This window comes from Pseudomonas sp. SIMBA_067, from assembly GCF_046534675.1.
Lineage (GTDB): Bacteria > Pseudomonadota > Gammaproteobacteria > Pseudomonadales > Pseudomonadaceae > Aquipseudomonas > Aquipseudomonas putida.
Window position 1 is genome coordinate 492,137 of the sequence record NZ_JAWRYH010000001.1, and the last position, 21,468, is coordinate 513,604.

Sequence of the window (21,468 nt, forward strand, 5' to 3'; positions counted from 1 at the left end):
TAGCCGTCATGCAACGCAAGCACACAGCCCTCAAACGCCTGACCACCGCCGCCCTGCTGCTGGCGCTGGCCGGGTGTGGGGTTACCGACCGAATCGGCAAACGCATGGAGGACAGCTGGGCTGCCGACATGCTGGCCGACAGCGAAAAGGTCATCCTGACCTCTGATGGCGGCAACCAGCTCAACCCTGATGCCGAGGGCAAGCCACTGTCGGTGGTGATGCGCGTGTACCAGCTGACGGACCTCGAGCGCTTCGCCGCGACCGATGCCGAGACCCTTTGGGATACCCCGCAAAAGGCACTGGGCAACACCTTGGTGGAAGCACGCGAGATCACCCTGCTGCCGGGCATCGGCCAGATCGACCAATGGCCGCTGGCCAAGAATGCTCGCTACGTTGGTGTGGCGGCGTTCTTCCGCGATGAACAAGGCGCGCGCTGGAAAGTCGCTTTCGACGCCAACTCGCTGCGCAAGGACGGCATCTGGTTCTCCTCCGACGGCCTGCGGGTACTGGTGGACAAGACTGAAATCAGCGCCATGCGTGGCGTGGATGTGCTGAACAAACCACCCACCGCCGACCAGCTCGCGGCTGCGCAAAAGGCCAACGACGCTGACCCGACCCTGACGGACAAGGTGCAGGGCGCAGTTATCGAAAAAGCCTCCGACGCCGCAGGCCAGTCGGCCAGCAACGCCATGGATTCAACCTTCAACTCTTTAGTGGATAGCGTCAAATGAGCAAGCAGAGCCGGGTGATGTGGTCGGAAGGCATGTTCCTGCTGCCCCAGCACTTCCAGTACCAGGACGAGTTCCACCAGCACCAGTTGGCTGAGGCGACCCTGCGCAGTACCCCGTTCCATTGGGGGGTACAGGCGCTGCAGGTCGACGAGGACGCCCTGGCCAACGGTACGCTGCAGCTCAAACGCCTGAAGCTGGTGTTCCCAGATGGCAGCCTGTACGACGCTCCGCAGCACGACCCGCTGCCTGCCGCACGCGACCTCAAAGACCTGCTCAAGGCCAATGACCTCAAAGTCTATGCCGCACTCAAGCTGCCTGAGCCCTTTGGCCTCAATTACGTCGAAGATGGCCACGAACACAAGGCTGCGCGGCGTTTTCGCAAACAGTTCGACACCCTGCCAGACCTTAACGAAGGCGAACTGGAGAACGAAATTACCAGCCTGCGCCTGAACGTGGTAATGCTGGTCGACGGTGACAGCCTCGACGGTTACACCCATTGTCCATTGGCCAAGCTGACCCGCAACAGCATGGGCGGCTTCAATATTGACCCGCATTTCGTCCACCCTACCCTGCACCTGGGTAGCCACGAAACCATTGTCGGCCTCGGCAAGCGCCTGCTCGGCGCCCTGCAGGCCAAAAGCAAGGCACTGTCCGGCCGGCGACGTGAGCGCGCCGACCAGATCGCCGAGTTCGGGTCCAGCGACGTCACCCTGTTCTGGTTGTTGAACACGGTCAACCGTGCCCACCCGCAGTTAGCTCATCTGCTGGCTCACCCGCGCCTGCACCCGGAGCGCCTGTACCTGTTCCTCGCCGACCTGGCTGGCGGGCTGCTGACCTTCACCCTGGACACTCAGTTAAGCGATATCCCTGAGTACGACCATCAAGACCCTGCAGCATCATTGGTGAAACTGGACGAGATGATCCGGGTAATGCTCGACAACGTCGTGCCCAACCAATGTATCGTCATCAACCTTACCCAGACCAAACCGTCGCATTGGCAAGGCCAGTTGCACGATCCACGCCTGGCCGAGGCGGACTTCTATATTGCCGTGCACGCCGACATGCCCGGCGCCAGCCTGCTGGAGCTGGTGCCCCGGGCGTTCAAGGTCGGCTCACCGGAAGACATCGAAGTGGTGGTCAACAGCGCCATGCCTGGTGTCACCCTCAATCATGCCGCCCGGCTGCCGAACGCGATTCCGGTACGCCTGGACAACCAGTACTTCGCCATCGAGCCGCACGGCAATGTGTATGAGCGAATGATCAATGCCCAGGCTATCTGCTTCTATGCGCCCAGCGCCTTTACCAACCTCAAGCTCGAACTGATGGCGGTGCTCAAATGACCGAAGCCGTATTGCAACAGGGCGCCGTCGCGGCCGCCAATGACAAACCGACACTCAAGGACCTGGTCCAGGACTTCATCAGCATGGCGCTGATCGTGCGTCGCGGGCGGCAGGTCACCTCGGTGCAGGCTTTCGAGGGCAGCGTCGAGCGCTTTTTCAACAACCTGGAGCGTGATGCCCGCGCCGCCAACTACAGCGTCGAGCAGGTCAAGGACACCCAATACGCACTGTGCGCTTTCCTCGACGAAAGCGTACTGCGCTCAGGCGACAACGAACTGCGCCGGCACTTTGAACTGCAGCCGTTGCAGTTCCGCTATTTCGGCGTGCACCTGGCCGGTGAAGGCTTCTTCGAGAAAGTGGATGCGCTACGTGCCGACGTCAAGCAGAACATCGACGTGCTCGAGGTCTACCACCTGTGCCTGGCCCTGGGCTTCGAGGGCAAGTTCAGCCTCGGCCAGAAAGACCAGCTGCGTTACCTGGCCAATACCTTGGGCCAGGATATCGCCCGTTACCGCAAGGCGCCCAAAGCCCTGTCACCGGACTGGGCCCTGCCCGACCAGGTGTCGCAGATGCTGCGCCATGAAGTGCCGCTGTGGGTGTATCTGGCGCTGATCGCGCTGGTCTGCATCGCCGTGTACCTCACGCTCGACTGGTTGCTGGACAAGGACGTCGCCGCCCTGTCCGAACAAATCCGCCAGCTGTTCAGTGCCTGAGCACACGTCAGGTAGCCGAGTCAGGAAGACATGAAAACATTACTGCGTCTGTTGAAGAGTTTCTGGGTGCTGCTGCCATTGCTGTGGCTGGCCAGCCTGTTGATTTGCTGGCTGGCCGCGCCGCTGGTGCCGTGGCTGCGTCATCACGTGCCGGAAGCGCTGGCAATCATCAGTGCCTGCTTCCTGCTGGTGATTGTGCTGCGCCAATATCAGCGCATCCGTGCCGAGCACAACCTCGAGAACCTGCTGCAAATCGAGGTCGACCGCTCGTGGAATGCCACCGGCGAGTTCCGTGACCAGCAGGTGCTGCGCGAACGCCTGAAGCACGCCATCGCCATGCTGCGCACCGACCGCTCTGCCGGAGGCGGCGGCAAGGCCGCGCTGTCCGATCTGCCCTGGTACCTGGTGGTTGGCATGTCGGCTGCGGGCAAGACTTCGCTGCTGACCCATTCCGGCCTGTCGGCCAGCATTGCCACGGCAAACGACAGTGAAAGCGGTACCCAGCACTGCGACTGGTACTTCAGCCCCGATGCCGTGATGATCGATACCGCCGGGCGCTACCTGCGCGACGACCAGTCGGCCAGCGAGTTCTCGGCCTTTCTGCGGATGCTGCGCAAGCAGCGCGGCAAGGCGGCGATCAATGGCCTGGTCCTGGTGGTCAGCCTGCCCGAGTTACTGGCGGCCAACAGCGATGAGCGCAATGCACTGGCCAACCAGTTGGTGGCACGGGTCGAAGAGTACGCCGAATGCCTGGGCGCCAACCCGCCGATCTACCTGATGCTGAGCAAGACCGACCAGTTGCCGGGGTTCAGCCAGGCATTTGAGGGCCTCGACCTGCACGAACGCCAGCAGCCGCTGGGGATGACCTTTGGCCTGTCGGAAATCCGCAACAATGGCCTGCACGCCGTGCTGCAAACGCGGCTGAAAAACCTGCAAGGCCGTATTCGCCAGCACGTCGACGCACAGATGATCGCCCTCGGTGCCGAAGCCGATAGCACCCTGTTGAACTTCCCGCAGTATTTCGCCGCCCTCAGTGAAGTGCTCGAACCCTTCCTTGACCACTTCACCCAGGGCCATCGCGGTGGTAATCCGCTATTGCTGCGGGGCCTGTACTTCACCAGTGCGCTGCAGACCGGGCAGCAGCTGGGGCAGGTTTATGAAGACGTCATCGCCGATGAGTTCGCCCTGCAGGCGGCCTACGACGAGCGGGTCGAAAGCACCACCAAGGCCGTCGGTAACCGCAGCTACTTCATCACCGACACCTTCCGCCGGGTGATCTTCCCGGACCGCGACCTGACTTTGTACCAGTCGCGCCAGGGCAGCCAGGCCGCGTTCAGCCCTCTGTTACTAGGCCTGGCCGTCGCCACGGGGGTTGCGTTCATCGGCTGGCAGGCTCTGTCGTTCATCAACAACCGGCAATGGCTCGAAGGCCTGCGCGGGCAACTGGCGCAGATCGAACAAGCGCAGGAGCGCGAGCAACTGCTGGCTGCCGGCAAGGGGTTGGAAGTGCTGCGCGAACAGATGTCGATCGTCGAAGCCCATCGCCTGCAAGGTGTCCCGCTGCAATTGGCTGCCGGCCTTTACCATGGCGAAGCGATCCACCAGGTGAGCAGCGCCGCTTACCTGGCACAATTGCGCAGCCAGGCGCTGGAGCCGATCGCCCGCAGCCTGCAAGTGCAGATGCGCGCGTTCAACACCTTTGCCAATGGCATCAACCAGGCCCTGGAGTTCACCCCGGCGCCGCAGCCTAAAAAACGCAGCGCCAAGGCAATCGCCGCTGCCGTGGCCGCCAAGGCCGCAGCAGTCGACACCCGCCTGGGCGCCTACGCCGCCAAGGTCAACCTGGCCACGGCCAGCGATGCTGCCGAGCTGTCTGCCACTACCGGCGGCCTGTCGTTGTCCGAAGAAATGCTTGGCCGGCTGAACGAACAACAGGTGGCCTCGATCATCGAGGCCTACAACACACTCAAGCTGTACCTGCTGCTGACCGAACCCCAGGCTCACCCGGACCCGGCCTTCGTCGCTGCGAGCCTGCCCCAGGCCTGGGCCGGTGCAGCAGCTGAAGGGTCCCCGGCCGACACCAGGGTAATCAAAGAAAACGTGCCGCTGTACGTGCAACTGCTGGAGCAAGGCCAGGCGCCCGCGCTGCCGCGCAACGAGCAGTTGATCAACGAAACCCGGCAGAACCTCAAGGCATTCATGATCTCCAGCTCCCTGGTCGATCGCGAATACCTGCGCCTGCAACTTGAGTCGAGCCGCCAGTTCCCGGCACTGAGCCTCAACGACCTGGTCCCGCAACCGGGCCGCGCGCTGCTGTACAGCTCCGCTGGGGTACCGGCAATCTACACGCGCCAGGGCTGGGACACGTTCGTCAAGCCCGAGCTGATCAAGCTGGTGTCGGGCAACCTGCGCAACGAGTCGGATTGGGTGCTGGACGGCGAAGGCGGTGATGCCGTCGTGCAAAAAGCCAACTTCGTGCGTGAGTTCATGGCCCGCTACAAGCGCGACTACACCCAAGCCTGGTACAAGATGGTCAGCAGCGTGGGCATGCGCCACTTCGCCGACCTGGCCTCGGCCACCGATCAACTGGGCCTGCTCAGCGACGTGCAGAACTCGCCGGTGAAGAACCTGCTGGCTGCGGTCAATGACAATACCCGGTGGGACCTGCCGATCAACCATGCGATCCCGAGCCCAGGTGCCGCCCGCGATGACGGCTTCTGGAGCAAGGTCACCGGCCTGTTCGATGCCAATGACGCCCTGCCCGCCAACGTCGCCCCGGCCCTGCCGGCGGTGGATGACGGCAGCCTGGCCAAGCGTTTCGAGCCGGTGGCGCGGGTGTTCGCCGAGAACAACGCAGAAGGCGCCGACAGCACCATCATGGACCGCTACCTGGCTGCGCTGCGCAAGCTCAAGGTGCGCATGAACAACATCCAGCGCTCGCAGGATGTGGGCAAGGGCAGCAAGCAGTTGATCAGCGAGACCCTGGAAGGCCAGCCGAGCGAAGTCACTACCGTACGCAATTATGTGGAAGGCAGCGTCGATACCAGCCAGGACGGCCTGTCCCGCTCCTTGCAGGGGCTGTTCAGCCTGCCCATCCAGTACGCCTGGGCCACCCTGCGCGACCCGGCCGGCCAGCAAATCGCCAAGGCCTGGGCACAGCAGATCGCCAAACCGTGGGAACAGGTCATGGCGCACCGTTACCCCATTGCCGGTGGCAGCAACAACGAAGCGTCGGTGAAAGACCTGCAGCGCTTCGTCGACCCGCAAAGCGGCCTGCTCCCGGCGTTCAAGCGTAACGAAATCGGCAACCTGGCCGGCGGTGAAGGCCTGGGCGTGGGCGACAGCAAGGGGCCAGCGCTGGTCAACCCCGGCATGCTCAACAGCATCGACAAGGCCAGCTCGGTGGGCCAGGTGATCGCCAGCCTCTCGGACCGTGACAACGGCTTTGAGATCATGCTGGAGCCTTCGGCCAACTTCACCGACATCGTGTTCACGCTCGATGGCCAGGAACAGCACTACCGCAACGGACGCAGCAGTTGGAACCGCTTTGCCTGGCCGGCCACCAGCAACGCCCCCGGCGCACGCCTGGACGTGGTTACCCTGAGCGGCGCACGGCTTACCGTGTTCGACTTCCCGGGCCGATGGGGCCTTCTGCGCATGAACGAAAGCGCCCGCGTCGACGACCTGGACGGCATTCAGCAACGCTTTAGCTGGAACACCGCCAGTGGCCGCGTGAGCCTTGTTGTACGCAACTTCGGTGGGGTCAAGCTGACCGATCTGGGCAACGTCAAGGCCCTGAGCGCCCTCAACGACAGGGGCGCGCAATGATCGGTTGCTTCGGCAAGCTACCGACGAGCGCGGACTTCGTCAGCCTGCACGGCGCGACGGAGGAAGCCTGCGAGTTCGACGCCTGGTTGCAATCATCGCTGGTGGCCATGCGCCACCGCGATGACTGGCAAGCGTTGTTCGACACGCTGCCGATGTGTTTCTTCAACTACCGCGCACGCAACGGCAACTGGCTGCTGGGCGGCCTGCTCAGCTCGCGCGATGCCAGCCAACGGCGCTACCCGTTCTTCATCTTCCAGCTGATCAAGGGCGAGGAAGGCATTGCAGGGGTCAACCCGTTCACCCTTGGCGAACTGTTCACCGCGCAGATCAAGCCTTTGCTGCATCAGGCCGTGCAAGGTGCCGATTGCGCCAGTCTGTTCGAACGGATCAAGGCCTTGCGCCCGCTGCAGGGCCAGGACCTGGACCTGTTCCGCCGGGTCCATGCCAAGTTCCTGCACGACTTCAGCTTTGCTGATGTCGCCCGAGCCCTGCACGGTTCGTGGCCGGGCTTCGACAGCGCCACCGCGCTCGCTCACCTGAAAAACAGCAGGGGCTCGCTGCACGGCGACTTTGCGGGCGGCATTGAATTGCCACTGCCGGCAGAACGCGGCCTTAAAAATCCTGTTGCCGATCTGTGGCTGACCTGGCTGACACGCATGAGCGGTAGCCCTGGCGTGCCGGCGGTAAGCCTGTTGGCCGATGATTTCATGCACCCGCGCCTCTACTGCTTCCCGTCGCGCCATGCCAACTGTGCCTACCGACTGCTCAGTGGCTGCGCTGACAAGGGTGAGCACCTGAAATTGCTGGGCCCACTAACAGGTGCGCCACAGCTGCACGATTACGACCGACCTCTTGAACACGTCATCGACCAGTTCGTCGATGCACTGGATGCGACGCCTGTATGAACAAGATCAAGTACTACTGCCTGCGCTACCAACCCTACCTGCTGGGGGTGGCGTTCTTCCTGGCGATTTTCCTGGTCTGGGCCATTGGCCGTGCCTTCGGCTTCGCCTCGCTGCACAGCTTGCTCGCAGGTATCGGAGTGTTTCTGTTGCTGTCAGCGGGCTATGTACTGCTGCTGTACCGCGGTGTCGGCCAGCACCACAACCTCGAAGGCTTGCTGCGTGACGACGCTGACCACGCCGTACTCAGCGCCACCCCGGCCGACCGCGAAGAAGTCAGCCTGTTGCGCGAGCGCCTCCTGCAGAGCATCGAGCGCCTGCACAGCAACAAGCCCCGCGGCGCCTCGGCCAAAGACGCGCTGTATGCCCTGCCCTGGTACCTGGTGATAGGCCAGCCGGCCGCGGGCAAGAGCACCATGATCCTGCAGTCGGGCCTGAACTTCCCCTATGCCGAGCGCGAAGGCGCAAGGGTGGCGGGCTTGGGCGGCACGCGCAACTGCGACTGGTTTTTCAGTTCCGAAGCGGTGCTGCTGGACACCGCCGGGCGCTACATGAACAGCCCGGAAGAAGCCGGCAAATGGCGCGGCTTCCTGCAGCTGCTGCGCCAGCATCGCCAGCGCCGTCCCCTCAACGGGTTGATCGTCAGCGTCAGCATCGACGACATCCTGCATGGCTCGGCCGAGGACCAGGAGCGCGTGGCCAAGCGCCTGCGCGAACGCATCCAGGAAAGCTGCGCCCTGCTCGAAGTGCGCCTGCCCATCTACCTGGTGTTCACCAAGTGCGACCTGATACCCGGGTTTACAGCGTTCTATCGCCAGCTGGACGACGCCTCACGTGGCGAAGTGATGGGCAAAACCTTCTCGCACAAGGGTTACGAACAGGCCGACTGGGGCCAGCGCTTCGGCAAGGCCATGGACGAGCTGACCGGTTACTGGCGGCAGGTGGCAGGCCAGCAGTTGGTGCAACAGGACATTCAGGTAACTCGGCAGAACAACGCTGCTTATCGGTTCCCGCTGGAGCTCGCCGCCCTCAAGCCGCGCTTGCAGCAGTTCGTCGACAGCCTGTTGCGTGCCAACCCGTACCAGAGTGCCGAAATGCTGCGCGGTTTCTATTTCACCGCCGCGCTGCAAGCCGACGAAGCCCAGTGGGGCAGCCACGGCCAGCATGTGGCCGAGCGCTTCGCACTCGAACACGCCGCAGGTGCTGCCGAAGCTGGCAGCCAGCCGGCGCCGCTATTCATCAATAGCCTGTTCCGCAAGGTCATCATCCCCGACCAACACCTGGTTGCGCTGTACACCAGCAACCACCGCGAACGCCGGCGCAAGGCTGGCTGGGTCGGCGCCGCCGGCCTGGTAGCCATTGTGCTGTGCAGCCTGTGGGGCTGGTCGTACCTGAACAACCGCGCCACCCTGGCCAGCATTGCCGGCGAACTGGCCCAGGCCAAGGCCGACGACCAGGCTGCCAGCGGCCAGTACACCGCCTGGCGTAGCCTGGATCGCTTGCGCTTCTGGGCCGCGCACTACTATCAGCAACACCATGAGCAGGGCGTGCCGCTCGGCATGCGCCTGGGCCTGTACCAGGGCCATGAAGTCGAGCCGCTGCTGCGCAGCCGCTACTTCGCCACGTTGCAGAACGTGATGCTCAAACCCACGGCCGACAACCTCACGCGAACCCTTTACCTGTTGACCACGCTCAAGGTCTACCAGCGCAACACCCGCGAGTTGCAGCCGGTGAGCGGTGTTGACAGCGTCGAGGCCGAGGCGCTGCCGCATGACAACCGCGCCCAGTCGATCGCCGATTTCGGCAAGGCCACCCTGGACACCTATGTGATGCTGTCCCCGGCCCAGCGCGAAAAGGCCGACCCGGCGTTCCTCAAGGCGCACCTGCCGGACTACTGGTACCCGGCTATCGCCCGCCACACCGGCCAGCGCATGACCGCAGCCGGCAACGAAGCAGACAGCAACCAGGACTACCTGTACGCAAGCCGGCAGATCACTTTCTATAGCGACCAGATCCGTGAGCCGGATGCGCCACGCATCCTCGACAACGCCTTCCTGATGTCCAGTTCGCGTAACTACATCGACAGCCTGCGGGCCCAGTCGCTGCGCTCGATCGAGACCATCACACTGGAATCCGACACCCTGTTCGCTTTCGGCCGCGCCGACTTCCAGAGCCTTAGAAACGAAGGCCAGGGCCAGCTTAGTGCGATTGCCAGCAAGCTGCTGAACACCCCCAACATCGGCAAGATCGTCATCTCGGGCCACGCCGACCAGTTGGGCGACAGCCAGGGCAACTTGCAGGTTTCGAAACAACGGGCGCAAACCATACGCACCTATCTGGTCGGCAAGGGCGTGCCTGCCGAACTGGTGGTTGCACAAGGCGAAGGGAGCCGCAAGCCATTGGTCAATTGCGACATGCAGCAACCGCGCGCGCAATTGATCAAGTGTCTTGAGCCCAACCGCCGGGTAGAAATCGAAGTGCGTGGTCTCAACTGAGCCATGCCGCAAGAACCGGTCGCCCGGGCCTCACAGGAGGAGGCCCGGGGGGCGGCAAGCTACCTCTGCCGGCGTGCCCGGCGAGGTCAAAACCAAGGGGCGCATGAGCAACCCTTTACATGTAGTTAATGGAGAGTTTCACAATGGCATTTGACGCGTATATCCAAATCGACGGCATCCCGGGCGAAGTACTGGATGACAAACACAAGGACTGGATCGAAGTGCTGGGCTACGAGTACGGCGCCACCCAGGCTACCTCGGCAACTGCCAGCTCCTCGGGTGGTGCGTCGTCCGAGCGTGTTGCCCTGAGCGACTTCAAGATCCGCAAAGCCGTCGACAAGGCTTCGGCCAAGCTGTTCGAGCACTGCTGCACCGGCAAGCACATCGCCAAGCTGAAGCTGAACGTGAACCGTGCAGGTGGCGATAAAGTCACCTACCTGACCATCGACATGGAAGAAGTCGTGGTCTCGTCGGTGAAGTTCGTTGCCGGTGGCAGCCAAGGGGGTGAAGACAAGGCCGTCAGCGACCTGCCAATTGAAGAAATCAGCTTCAACTTTGCCCGTATCAAGACCACCTACACCCAGCAGAACCGCACCGACGGTCAGGCCGGCGGCAACATCGTCGGTGGCTGGGACCGCACCGCGAACAAAGTGTTTGCCTAAGCAGGTGACAAAACATGGGCCGCTTCGGCGGCCTGAACCAGCAGCGCCGCCAGGTCTTCTGGCGCGCTGTTCATTAGCCATGTCCAGAGTGTTATATGCCTGAAATCCTCAATGACCTTTCGCTGGCCACGCTGGCCGCCCCCATCGAGGGTGGCAGTGGCGAAGACTTGAGCTTCTCTGCCTTGTTCGACCAGATCAAGGAGGCACGCCGGGCCGACCCTGACTACCTGACACAGGGCGACTGGCAAACCGACCTGAAGACTGCCAACTGGGAGCAGGTGATCGACCTGTCGGCGCAAGGGCTGGCGGAGCAAAGCAAAGACTTGATGCTGGCGGCCTGGCTCAGTGAAGGGCTGGCGCAGCGCGAGCACTTCAAAGGTATCACCTTTGGCCTTGAGCTGACCGAACGGGTTCTGGACGCGTTTTGGGAGACGCTGTACCCAACCCTGGAAGACGGCCTGGATGAGCGCGCAGCGCGGCTGTCCTGGCTCAAGACCACACTCAGCGACATTGCCGGTGGTTTGCCTATTACCCAAGGGCAGAATTTTGGCGTGTTGCGTTATGACGAATCACGCCACGTAGAAAACCTCGCCTTGCAAAACCCCAAGGCAATGCAGACAGCGCTTAACGAAGGCAAGATCAACGCCGAGATTTTCCAGCGCTCGGTAGCACTTAGCGACACCGATCACCTGCGCGCCAAGGCCTTGGAGATTGCCACCAGTCTCAATGCATGCAAGCGCCTGCAGGCTACGGTAGACCGCCTGTTCGAGCGCGAGGCACCCAGCTTTGCCAGCCTTGCCGACATGCTCTCGCGTGCAAGCCAGCTGGCGGAGAAACTGCTCAAGGACCGCGGTGTCGAACTGCACCCCACCCTCCTCGAGGAGCAGGAGCCAGAGGCCGTCACGGCCAACCCCCAATCAGCAGGTGAACAAATGGATACACGCCCACCGGCGACTGTGCCAGCCGCCATGCGCACCACGCCGCTGACCCGCGACGAGGCGTTCACCATGCTTGCGGGCATTGCCCAGTACTTCAAGCAGAGCGAACCGCAAAGCCCGGTACCCTACCTGATAGAACGTGCAATAAAGTGGGGCAACATGCCGCTGGAAGGCTGGCTCAGTGATGTGATCAAAGACAACAATGTCGTGGACAACATCCGTGATGTGCTAGGCACCCGCTAGAATGCTGTTACTTTGACGGCCACTCCCCCAACGTTCAAGGATCGCCGCATGCGTCAGCGCCCTACCTCGCCAACGGGTTTTGTTCGAGTCCGTGGCGCCCGCGAGCACAACCTGAAGAACATCGATGTGGATGTGCCCCGCGATGCCTTGGTGGTATTCACTGGCGTGTCCGGCTCGGGCAAGTCTTCACTGGCTTTTTCCACGCTGTATGCCGAAGCCCAGCGTCGCTATTTCGAATCGGTGGCACCCTACGCCCGACGGCTGATCGACCAGGTTGGCGTGCCAGACGTGGATGCCATCGACGGCTTGCCACCGGCGGTGGCGCTGCAGCAGCAACGCGGCACGCCCAGCGCACGTTCCTCGGTGGGTAGCGTGACCACCCTGTCCAGCTCGATCCGCATGCTCTACTCGCGCGCGGGCCACTACCCGGCCGGGCAGGCGATGCTGTATGCCGAAGACTTTTCACCGAACACGCCCCAGGGCGCCTGCCCGGAGTGCCACGGCCTGGGCCGGGTCTACGAGGTGACCGAAGCGACCATGGTCCCCGACCCGTCGCTGACCATCCGCGAGCGCGCGGTGGCGGCGTGGCCGATGGCCTGGCAGGGGCAGAACCAGCGCGACATCCTGGTAACGCTGGGCTATGACGTCGACATTCCCTGGCGCGACCTGCCGCAAGCGCAGCGCGACTGGATCCTGTTCACCGAGGACACGCCCACCGCACCTGTGTATGCCGGCCTGACCCCGGCACAGACCCGCGAAGCGCTAAAGCGCAAACAGGAGCCCAGCTACCAGGGTACGTTCATGGGCGCCCGGCGATACGTGCTGCATACCTTCATGCACTCGCAAAGCGCGCAGATGCGCAAGCGCGTGGCCCAGTACATGCGCCCCAGCCCCTGCCCGCTGTGCCAGGGCAAGCGCCTGAAGCGCGAGGCACTGGGCGTGACGTTCGCCGGCCTGGACATCGCCGAGCTGTCGCACCTGTCGTTGCAGGCGCTGGCCGGGGTATTGCGCAAGGTGGCGGCAGCGGATTACCTGACCCAAAAACAGGATGCGCTGACGGTAGAAAAGCGCCTGGCTGCCCAACGCATCGCCAACGAGTTGCTCGAACGCATCGATACCCTGCTCGCCCTTGGCCTCGGTTACCTGGCCCTGGAGCGCAGCACCCCGACCTTGTCCTTCGGTGAGCTGCAACGCCTGCGCCTGGCCACCCAGCTGAATTCGCAGCTGTTCGGCGTGATCTACGTGCTCGACGAGCCGTCGGCCGGCCTGCACCCTGCCGACAGCGAAGCGCTGTTCGAAGCCCTGCAACGCCTGAAGCAGGCTGGCAACTCGGTGTATGTGGTGGAGCACGACCTGGACACCATGCGCCGCGCCGACTGGCTGGTGGATGTAGGGCCAGATGCCGGCGAGCATGGCGGCACCATTCTCTACAGTGGCCCGCCCGCAGGCCTGGCCGAGGTCGAGCCGTCGCGCACTCGCGCCTACCTGTTCAGTGCCCCGGCCCGGACCACGCGTGAGCCCCGGCAGGCCCGCGACTGGCTGAAGCTTGAAGGCATCACCCGCAACAACCTGCACAACGTCAGCGCCGCCTTCCCCCTTGGCTGCTTTACCGCCGTTACCGGTATTTCCGGCTCGGGCAAGTCCAGCCTGGTCAGCCAGGCCCTGCTGGACCTGGTGGGCGCGCACCTGGGCCATGCCGAGCAACGTAGCGAACCCGAAGAACAAAACCTGGAAGACGAACCTGAACAGGCCAGCAGCGGCCACGTGAGTGCGGGCCTTGGCAGCATCAAGCGCCTGGTGCAGGTCGACCAGAAGCCGATTGGCCGCACGCCGCGCTCCAACCTGGCCACCTACACCGGCCTGTTCGACCATGTGCGCAAGCTGTTCGCCGCCACCGAACAGGCCAAGGCCCAGGGCTTTGACGCCGGGCGCTTTTCCTTCAATGTCGCCAAGGGCCGTTGCGCCAACTGTGAAGGTGAAGGGTTTGTCAGCGTCGAGTTGCTGTTCATGCCCAGCGTCTACGCGCCCTGCCCGACCTGCCATGGCGCCCGCTACAACCCCGAAACCCTGGCGGTGAGCTGGCAAGGCATGAACATCGCGCAAGTGCTGCAACTGACCGTCGACCAGGCCCTGCAGGTATTTGCTGAACAGCCACCGGCGCGCCGGTGCCTGCAAGTGCTGCAGGATATCGGCCTGGGTTACCTGCGCCTGGGCCAACCGGCCACCGAACTGTCCGGTGGCGAAGCGCAGCGGATCAAGTTGGCTACCGAACTGCAACGCCAGGCCCGCGGGGCAACCCTGTATGTGCTGGATGAGCCCACCAACGGCTTGCACCCGCAAGACATCGACCGGCTGCTGGTGCAGTTGAACCGACTGGTCGAGGGCGGGCACAGCGTGGTGGTGGTCGAGCATGACATGCGCGTTGTGGCGCAAAGCGACTGGGTGATCGATATCGGGCCAGGGGCCGGGGATGCCGGGGGCAAGGTGGTGGTCAGTGGCACGCCGCAGGAGGTGGCCGGGTGTGCCGACAGCCGCACAGCGGCGTTTTTGGCCAAGGCCTTGTAGCACCTGCGCATTGCCAGGTTCCACGAACGGCGCTTAGAATGCGATCAATTCTTAATTGCACCCCTTTTGCCGGAACCTTGCGCACGCCATGCCGCCCGCCGACCCTACCCTCAACCTGCAGGTCCAGACACTGTACACCGAGCACCATGGCTGGCTGCAGGGCTGGCTGGGGCGCAAACTGGGCAACGCCTGCGATGCCGCCGACCTGGCGCACGACACATTCGTGCGCCTGCTCAGCCGCCAGGGCAATCACTGCTTTGGCAACGAACCCCGGGCCTTGCTGACCCACATCGCCAAGGGCCTGGTGGTCGATCGCTGGCGCCGTCAGGATGTCGAGCGGGCCTATCTGGAGGCCATCGCCCATTTGCCGCAACCCGAGGTGCCCTCCCCGGAAACGCGCTGGCTGATCCTGGAAACCCTGTACCGCATCGACGCCATGCTGCGCGACATGCCGGCCCGGGTCCGCCAAGTGTTCCTGCTGTCGCAGCTGGACGGGCTGACCTATGCGCAAATCGCCGAGCAGCTGCAGGTTTCACTGATCACGATCAAGCGCGACATGCGCACGGCTTTCCTTGCCTGCCTGAGCATCGAGTGATGGAGCAGCGTATCGACCCGCTTATCCTTGGCGAAGCCGCTGACTGGCTGGTGCAGCTGCAATCGGGCACGGCCACCGAAGACGATCAGCGTGCCGTGCAGGCCTGGTGCCAGCGCAGCGCCCAGCACGCCCAGGCCTGGCAGCGTGCAGAGGCCATCCTGGGTGATTTCCGCCGCCTGCCCACACCCGTTACCGGTGAAACCCTGCGCCGGCTCAGCCGTAACGGTGCAGTCAGCCGCCGCCAGGCCCTGCATCGCCTGGGGCTGGGGCTGCTGGCAGTACCGGCGGCCTGGCTGGCGTGGCGAGAAACACCCTGGCAGCAATGGACCGCCGATGCGCGCACAGCGGTCGGCGAGCAACGCGCGTTGACGCTGGCCGATGGCAGCCAGGTGCTGCTGAACACCGACACAGCCATCGATATCACGTTCGACGCCCGACAGCGCCGCATCGACTTGCTGGCGGGCGAAATCCTGCTTACCAGCGCCAAGGACCCTGCTACCCCGGCTCGGCCACTGCTGGTGCGTACCCTGCATGGCCAGGCGACTGCACTGGGCACCCGTTTCAGCGTGCACCTCGATGGCCCGTTGACCCGGGTAGCCGTGCTCGAAGGCGCGGTCGAGGCCCGCCCGGTGCACGCCACCAGCGGCCTGCTGCTCCGGGCCGGCGAGCGCAGCGCTTTCGATGCCGACCGGGTACTGCCCGCCGCTGCGCTGGAAACCGGTGACCTGGCCTGGGAGCACGGCATGCTGCTTGCCCGTGACATGCGCCTGGCCGATCTGCTGCAAGCGTTGGCCCGCTATCGCCCCGGCGTGCTGCGCTGCCACCCTGCAGTACGCGAGTTGAAGGTGTCCGGCGCCTTCCCGCTGGCCGATACCGATGCCAGCCTGCGGCTGCTGAGCGACACCCTGCCGGTGACAATCCAGGGCCTGACCCGTTACTGGGTAACCGTAGAACCTCTCGGCTAACGCAGTCCCCTGTAGGAGCGGCCTTGCGCCGCGATGGGCCGCAAAGCGGCCCCGGCAGTCTTGCAAGAAGGCAGAGAACCTGGGACCGCTACGCGCTCCATCGCGACGCAAGGTGCTCCTACAGGGGCCGTGAATATTTCGTTGATACCTTTCCCTGCGTCGTCCGGTGATGAGTGCAGAACCTTTATTTTCTGCACCCACAGGACCCTCGCATGACGCCCCGCCAGACGTACCGCTTGCCTTTGAAGGCCCTGAGCCTCGCCATCGCCATGGCCGCCCTGGCCCCCACAGCGATGGCCGCCGACGCCACCCCGCGCACCTACCACCTGGCTGCCGGGCCACTGGCCGACGTGCTGGCGCGCTTTGCCGCCAGGGCCGGGGTACCGCTATCGTTCGACCCGGCGCTGCTCAAGGGCGCACAAAGCCAGGGGCTGGAGGGCAACTACAGCGTGCCGGAAGGCTTCGCCCGCCTGCTGGCCGGCAGTGGCTACAGCCTGATAACCACCGACAGTGGCGGCTACACCCTGGCGCCGACGGTAGACCTGGGCAGTGCTTTGGAGCTGGGCGCGACCACCATCAACAGCGACCTGGCCGCCAGCAGCGACACCTGGCAAGGGGGCCAGGTGGCCCGTAGCGCCCGCCTGGGCGTGCTCGGCGACCAGGCAATCAGCGACGTGCCGTTCAGCGTTACCAGCTATACCGCCAAAACCATCGCCGACCAGCAGGCCCGCACGTTGGGTGACGTGTTGCTCAATGACGCGTCGGTGCGCCAGTCGGCGGGCTTCGGCAACTTTTCGCAGGTGTTCACCATCCGCGGTTTGCCGTTGAATACCGACGACATCAGCTACAACGGCCTGTACGGGGTGCTGCCGCGCCAGATAGTGACCACCGAGGCGCTCGAACGGGTGGAGGTATTCAAGGGTTCTAGCGCCTTCCTCAATGGGGTCGCGCCACAGGGCAGTGGCATTGGGGGTGCCATCAACCTGGTGCCCAAGCGCGCCGAAGACACCCCCACTCGGCATATCACCCTCGACTACGCCACTGGCGACAACGTTGGCGGCCACCTCGACCTGGGCAAGCGTTTTGGTGAAGACAACCGTTTCGGCGCTCGCATCAACCTGGCCCAGCATGACGGCGGCACCGGCGTCGACGACGAGGCCCAGCACTCTACTCTGGTGGCCGTGGCCCTTGATTACCGTGGCGAACGGCTGCGCCTGTCCACCGACCTGGGGTACCAGAAAGAGCGGATCAACCAGGGCCGCGCAGTGATCTACCCCACCGGCAGCAAGGTGCCCCACGCGCCATCTGCACGTGACAACTACTCGCAGCCCTGGAGCTGGTCGCAGCTGGAAGACACCTACGGCATGGTGAACGCCGAGTATGACCTGAACGACAACTGGATGCTGTACGCCGGCGCCGGCGCCAAGCACACCCGCGAAAATGGCGAGTATTCCTCGCTGTACGTCAGCGACGCCAACGGCACCGCGCGTGGTGGTTTCCTTTACTCGCCCCACGACGAAGACAACAAGAGCGCGGTCGCCGGGCTCAACGGCCGCTTTGCAACCGGCCCGGTCAGCCACCGGGTCAATTTTGGCCTGTCGGGCATGTGGGGGGAACAGCGCTCGGCCTACGAGGCGCTGGCCGCCAGCAAGCGCTATGACAGCAACCTGTACAACCCGGTGAAGGTGCCACGCCCGACCGACACCTACTTCGGCAGCGATCTGCACGACCCGCGCATCGTCGGCAAGAACCGCAACAAGAGCGTTGCGTTGTCCGACACCCTGGTTTTTCTTGATGACCGCGTGCTGTTGACCGTGGGCGTGCGCCGGCAATCCATCAGCGTCGACAGTTGGGCGACGGCCACAGGTGTGCGCAACACGCCTTACGATGAGTCGATCACTACCCCGGTGTATGGCCTGGTGATCAAGCCTTGGGAGCACGTGTCGTTCTATGCCAACCGCATCGAGGGCCTGGCCCAGGGCCCGACGGCACCGTCGAGTGTCAGCAATGCCAACGAAGTATTCCCGCCCAAGCGCAGCAAGCAGGTGGAGGCCGGGGTGAAGCTGGACTGGAACAACGTTGGCGCCACCTTGGGCGTGTACCGTATCGAGCAGCCCAACAGCGTCACCTACCGCGCTCCCGGGGCAGCGCTGGATACGTTCAGCATGGACGGCGAGCAGGTCAACAAGGGGGTGGAGCTGAACCTGTTCGGTGAGCCGGTGGACGGCCTGCGCCTGTTGACCGGTGCAGTGTTCATGCACACCGAGCAGAAGAACACCGCCAATGGCAGCAACGACGGCAACCGCGCTGCCGGTGTGCCGCGTTTCCAGTACAACCTGGGGGCCGACTGGGACGTGCCCGGCATTCAGGGCGCCGCCCTCAGCGCCCGGGTGCTGCGCACCGGCGGCCAGTATGTGAACGCGGCCAACAGCCTGAGCATTCCGGCCTGGACCCGGGTGGACCTGGGCGGGCGCTACCGTTTCAAGGTCGATGACAAGCAGGTGACGTTGCGGGCCAATGTGGAGAACGTGGCGAACAAGGCGTACTGGGCATCGGCGTCGACCTCGAACAACTATCTGACCCAAGGTACACCGCGGGTTTTGCGCTTATCGGCCAGCGTGGATTTCTGAGCCTGGAGGCCGGAGCAGGCTGTAACACTTTTCTTTGCAGTTGCCGCTCAAGTACAGTCTGCCCCATGGACAAATACGCCCCCCGCCAGTGGCTCCCCCACGAAAAACCCAGCCTGCCGGGCTCGCCCTCCACGCCCCTGCATTCGCCAGCCAAACGCCTGGCCTACGGGGTGGTCGGCCTGCTGGTAGCCATCACCGGTGGCCTGGGCAACGCGCTGGTCACCGCCAACCTGGTGTTCCTGCAGGGCGCCCTGGGCGCGACTACCGCAGAAATGGCCTGGCTGCCCGCCGCCTACGTCATGACCAACGTGTCCATCAACCTGCTGCTGGTGAAGTTCCGCCAGCAGTTCGGCCTGCGCGCGTTCACCGAAGTGTTCCTGGTGCTGTATGCCTTGGTCACCTTCGCCCACCTGCTGGTCAACGATCTCAACTCGGCCATCGCCGTGCGCGCAGCCCACGGCATGGTTGGCGCAGCGCTCAGCTCGCTGGGGCTGTACTACATGATCCAGGCGTTTCCCGCGCAATGGCGGCTGAAGGCGATGGTGCTGGGCCTGGGCGCCTCGCAACTGGCGCTGCCGCTGGCGCGGATCTTTTCCGAAGACCTGCTGCAGATCGCCGAATGGCGTGGCCTGTACCTGTTCGAACTGGGGCTGGCACTGGCAGCGCTGGGGTGCGTACTGATGCTCAAGCTGCCGCCAGGTGACCGCTTCAAGACGTTCGAGCCCTTGGATTTCCTGACCTTCACCCTGATGGCCAGCGGCACCGCCCTGCTCTGCGCCGCGCTGTCGCTGGGGCGCATCGAATGGTGGCTGGAGGCGCCGTGGATCGGCGTGGCACTGGCGGCATCGATCGCCCTGATCTTCGCTGGCCTGGCCATCGAGCACAACCGGCGCAACCCGTTGCTGATGACCCACTGGCTGGGCAGCGGTGCAATCATTCGCCTGGCACTGTGTGTGGTGCTGATCCGCATGGTCACCTCCGAACAGTCCACCGGTGCGGTCGGTTTCCTGCAGGTGCTGAACATGGGCAGCGAGCAGATGCGCACGCTGTACTGGATCATGCTGCTGGGTGCGGTGGCGGGCCTGGCCAGCAGTGCCCTGACCATCAACCCCAACCACCTGGTGATCCCGCTGCTGGTCTCGCTACTGGCCATGGCCACAGGTGCGTTCATGGACAGCAGCTCAAGCAACCTCACACGCCCGGCACAGATGTACTTCAGCCAGTTCCTGCTGGCGTTCGGGAGTACCTTTTTTCTCGGCCCGTCGATGGCCCTGGGCATCAGCCATGTACGCGCCAACCCGCGCAACCTGGTGAGTTTTTCGGTGTTGTTCGGTATCTGTAACAACCTTGGCGGCCTGATTGGCGCGGCACTGCTGGGCACTTTCCAGACCTGGCGCGAAAAGTTCCACTCCAGCCACCTGATGGACCGCCTCAGCTACCTCGAACCGTTGGTGACTGCCCGAGTCCAAAGCGGCGGCGCCGGTTACGCTGGCATCATCGCCGACCCGGCCCTGCGCAACGAGGCCGGCATGCGTGTGCTGGCCAATGCCGCCACCCGTGAAGCGAATGTCATGGCCTACAACGATGTATTCGTGCTGATTGGAAGCATCGCTATCCTGACCATGATCTGGATCTGCATCCGTAGCACCTGGCTCTGGTACGCAGGACGCCAGACCACCTCCACCGACTCCACCCCCGGCGCGCCCACCCGATGACCGACGACACCCGCACCACGACCACCAACGCCATCGCCGAAACCCCGGAAGGCACCACACCGCCCAGCGAGCCGACCAGCCCGGGGCGCTCGCGGCGGGTGCGTATCCTGTCAACGATCAGCTTCGCCTGCGTGGCCCTGGCCGGCATCCTGCTGGTGCTGTATGCCTGGCGCCTGCCCCCATTCGGCAGCGCTATCGAAAGTACCGAAAATGCCTTGATACGCGGCCAGGTGACCATCATCGGCCCGCAACTCAGTGGCTACATCGTCGACGTGCCGGTGCACGACTTCCAGTTCGTCAGGGCCGGCGACCTGCTGGTGCAACTGGACGATCGCATCTACAAGCAGCGCCTGGCCCAGTCCATCGCCCAGCTGCAGCAACAGCAGGCGGCCCTGGCCAACAACCTGCAGCAGCGTAAAAGCGCCGAAGCCACCATTGCCCAGCGTCAGGCAGCCATTGGCGATGCCATGGCCCAGGCAGCCAAGGCCAAAGCCGACCTTGGCCGCAACCAGGCGCTGGTCAATGACGGCTCTGTGTCACGCCGTGAACTTGACCTGGCCCGTGCCAGTGAAGCCGCTGCCGTCGCCAGCCTGGCCCAAGCCAGAGCGGCGCTGGAAATCGCCCGCCAGGACCGGGAAACGGTGGTGGTCAACCGGGCCGCGCTGCAGGCCTCGGTGGAGAACGCCAAGGCGGCTGTGGAGCTGGCGCGCATCGACCTCGACAACACCCGGGTCACCGCCCCGCGCGACGGCCAGCTTGGGCAGATCGGTACACGCCTGGGGGCTTACGTGAATTCCGGCGCGCAATTGATGGCGCTGGTGCCCGACACCTTGTGGGTGATCGCCAACATGAAGGAAACCCAGATGGCCAATGTACGCATCGGCCAACCGGTGAGCTTCACCGTGGATGCGCTCAACCACCTGAAGCTTCAGGGGCATGTACAGCAGATCTCGCCAGCAACCGGCTCGGAGTTCGCCTTGTTGCAAGCGGACAATGCCACCGGCAACTTCGTCAAGATTGCCCAGCGGATTCCGGTGCGCATTACCGTGGATGCCGACCAGCCAGATGCCAGACACCTGCGGCCGGGGATGTCAGTAGTGGTCAGTATCGATACCCGTAACCAGGATTGATGTGCTTGCTGCCGAC

Annotated in this window: 14 protein-coding genes; all 14 read left to right on the forward strand. The window is 63.9% G+C overall.

Features of this window, described 5'->3' with window-relative positions; genetic code table 11:
- The first annotated feature begins 8 nt into the window (after positions 1–8).
- Positions 9–731 carry a type VI secretion system lipoprotein TssJ gene (gene tssJ, locus SB765_RS02310; protein WP_138737720.1) on the forward strand — a complete coding sequence of 241 codons (723 nt, stop codon included), beginning with the start codon at positions 9–11 and terminating at the stop codon, positions 729–731.
- Positions 728–2,071 carry a type VI secretion system baseplate subunit TssK gene (gene tssK / locus SB765_RS02315; RefSeq protein WP_341798779.1) on the forward strand — a complete coding sequence of 448 codons (1,344 nt, stop codon included), beginning with the start codon at positions 728–730 and terminating at the stop codon, positions 2,069–2,071. Before tssJ ends, tssK begins: the two co-directional genes overlap by 4 nt.
- On the forward strand, positions 2,068–2,784 hold the full coding sequence (gene icmH, locus SB765_RS02320) for a type IVB secretion system protein IcmH/DotU (RefSeq protein WP_341798778.1): 717 nt from the start codon (positions 2,068–2,070) through the stop codon (positions 2,782–2,784). The genes tssK and icmH overlap by 4 nt, the downstream gene beginning before the upstream one ends.
- 30 nt (positions 2,785–2,814) lie before the next feature.
- The gene (locus SB765_RS02325; RefSeq protein ID WP_410910401.1) at positions 2,815–6,612 is read left to right on the forward strand and encodes a type VI secretion protein IcmF/TssM N-terminal domain-containing protein; all 3,798 of its coding nucleotides are present in this window, start codon (positions 2,815–2,817) and stop codon (positions 6,610–6,612) included.
- Positions 6,609–7,517, forward strand: coding sequence for a type VI secretion system-associated protein TagF (gene tagF / locus SB765_RS02330; RefSeq protein WP_410910400.1), 909 nt, complete (start codon positions 6,609–6,611; stop codon positions 7,515–7,517). Before SB765_RS02325 ends, tagF begins: the two co-directional genes overlap by 4 nt.
- Positions 7,514–10,009 carry a type VI secretion system membrane subunit TssM gene (gene tssM, locus SB765_RS02335; RefSeq protein WP_410910399.1) on the forward strand — a complete coding sequence of 832 codons (2,496 nt, stop codon included), beginning with the start codon at positions 7,514–7,516 and terminating at the stop codon, positions 10,007–10,009. The genes tagF and tssM overlap by 4 nt, the downstream gene beginning before the upstream one ends.
- Positions 10,010–10,152: 143 nt before the next feature.
- Positions 10,153–10,671, forward strand: coding sequence for an Hcp family type VI secretion system effector (locus tag SB765_RS02340; RefSeq protein ID WP_341798774.1), 519 nt, complete (start codon positions 10,153–10,155; stop codon positions 10,669–10,671).
- Positions 10,672–10,766: 95 nt separating this feature from the next.
- Positions 10,767–11,852, forward strand: coding sequence for a type VI secretion system protein TssA (gene tssA / locus SB765_RS02345; protein WP_016499517.1), 1,086 nt, complete (start codon positions 10,767–10,769; stop codon positions 11,850–11,852).
- A 48-nt stretch (positions 11,853–11,900) separates the two neighbouring features.
- A complete protein-coding gene (locus SB765_RS02350) occupies positions 11,901–14,417 on the forward strand; it encodes an excinuclease ABC subunit A (RefSeq protein WP_410910398.1) in 2,517 nt (838 codons plus the stop codon).
- Between the two features lie 88 nt (positions 14,418–14,505).
- Positions 14,506–15,012: a sigma-70 family RNA polymerase sigma factor gene (locus SB765_RS02355; RefSeq protein WP_028613906.1), complete on the forward strand. Its 507-nt coding sequence runs from the start codon at positions 14,506–14,508 to the stop codon at positions 15,010–15,012.
- Positions 15,012–15,977 (forward strand): FecR domain-containing protein, encoded by a 966-nt coding sequence (locus SB765_RS02360; RefSeq protein ID WP_410910397.1) that lies wholly within the window; start codon positions 15,012–15,014, stop codon positions 15,975–15,977. The genes SB765_RS02355 and SB765_RS02360 overlap by 1 nt, the downstream gene beginning before the upstream one ends.
- Before the next feature lie 212 nt (positions 15,978–16,189).
- Positions 16,190–18,607, forward strand: coding sequence for a TonB-dependent siderophore receptor (locus SB765_RS02365; RefSeq protein WP_410930835.1), 2,418 nt, complete (start codon positions 16,190–16,192; stop codon positions 18,605–18,607).
- A 65-nt stretch (positions 18,608–18,672) separates the two neighbouring features.
- Entirely contained in the window at positions 18,673–20,322 is a 1,650-nt protein-coding gene (locus tag SB765_RS02370; RefSeq protein WP_410930836.1) for an MFS transporter, read from the forward strand.
- The gene (locus SB765_RS02375; RefSeq protein ID WP_341798769.1) at positions 20,319–21,452 is read left to right on the forward strand and encodes an HlyD family secretion protein; all 1,134 of its coding nucleotides are present in this window, start codon (positions 20,319–20,321) and stop codon (positions 21,450–21,452) included. Before SB765_RS02370 ends, SB765_RS02375 begins: the two co-directional genes overlap by 4 nt.
- Positions 21,453–21,468: the final 16 nt, after the last annotated feature.

Bases quoted from the DNA above. Each gene is read 5' to 3' on its own strand.
- SB765_RS02325 (WP_410910401.1), top strand. From the start codon at position 2,815: ATGAAAACATTACTGCGTCTGTTGAAGAGTTTCTGGGTGCTGCTGCCA.
- SB765_RS02375 (WP_341798769.1), top strand. From the start codon at position 20,319: ATGACCGACGACACCCGCACCACGACCACCAACGCCATCGCCGAAACC.
- SB765_RS02365 (WP_410930835.1), top strand. From the start codon at position 16,190: ATGACGCCCCGCCAGACGTACCGCTTGCCTTTGAAGGCCCTGAGCCTC.
- SB765_RS02355 (WP_028613906.1), top strand. From the start codon at position 14,506: ATGCCGCCCGCCGACCCTACCCTCAACCTGCAGGTCCAGACACTGTAC.
- tagF (WP_410910400.1), top strand. From the start codon at position 6,609: ATGATCGGTTGCTTCGGCAAGCTACCGACGAGCGCGGACTTCGTCAGC.
- tssM (WP_410910399.1), top strand. From the start codon at position 7,514: ATGAACAAGATCAAGTACTACTGCCTGCGCTACCAACCCTACCTGCTG.
- icmH (WP_341798778.1), top strand. From the start codon at position 2,068: ATGACCGAAGCCGTATTGCAACAGGGCGCCGTCGCGGCCGCCAATGAC.
- SB765_RS02360 (WP_410910397.1), top strand. From the start codon at position 15,012: ATGGAGCAGCGTATCGACCCGCTTATCCTTGGCGAAGCCGCTGACTGG.
- SB765_RS02370 (WP_410930836.1), top strand. From the start codon at position 18,673: ATGGACAAATACGCCCCCCGCCAGTGGCTCCCCCACGAAAAACCCAGC.
- tssK (WP_341798779.1), top strand. From the start codon at position 728: ATGAGCAAGCAGAGCCGGGTGATGTGGTCGGAAGGCATGTTCCTGCTG.
- SB765_RS02340 (WP_341798774.1), top strand. From the start codon at position 10,153: ATGGCATTTGACGCGTATATCCAAATCGACGGCATCCCGGGCGAAGTA.
- tssA (WP_016499517.1), top strand. From the start codon at position 10,767: ATGCCTGAAATCCTCAATGACCTTTCGCTGGCCACGCTGGCCGCCCCC.
- SB765_RS02350 (WP_410910398.1), top strand. From the start codon at position 11,901: ATGCGTCAGCGCCCTACCTCGCCAACGGGTTTTGTTCGAGTCCGTGGC.
- tssJ (WP_138737720.1), top strand. From the start codon at position 9: ATGCAACGCAAGCACACAGCCCTCAAACGCCTGACCACCGCCGCCCTG.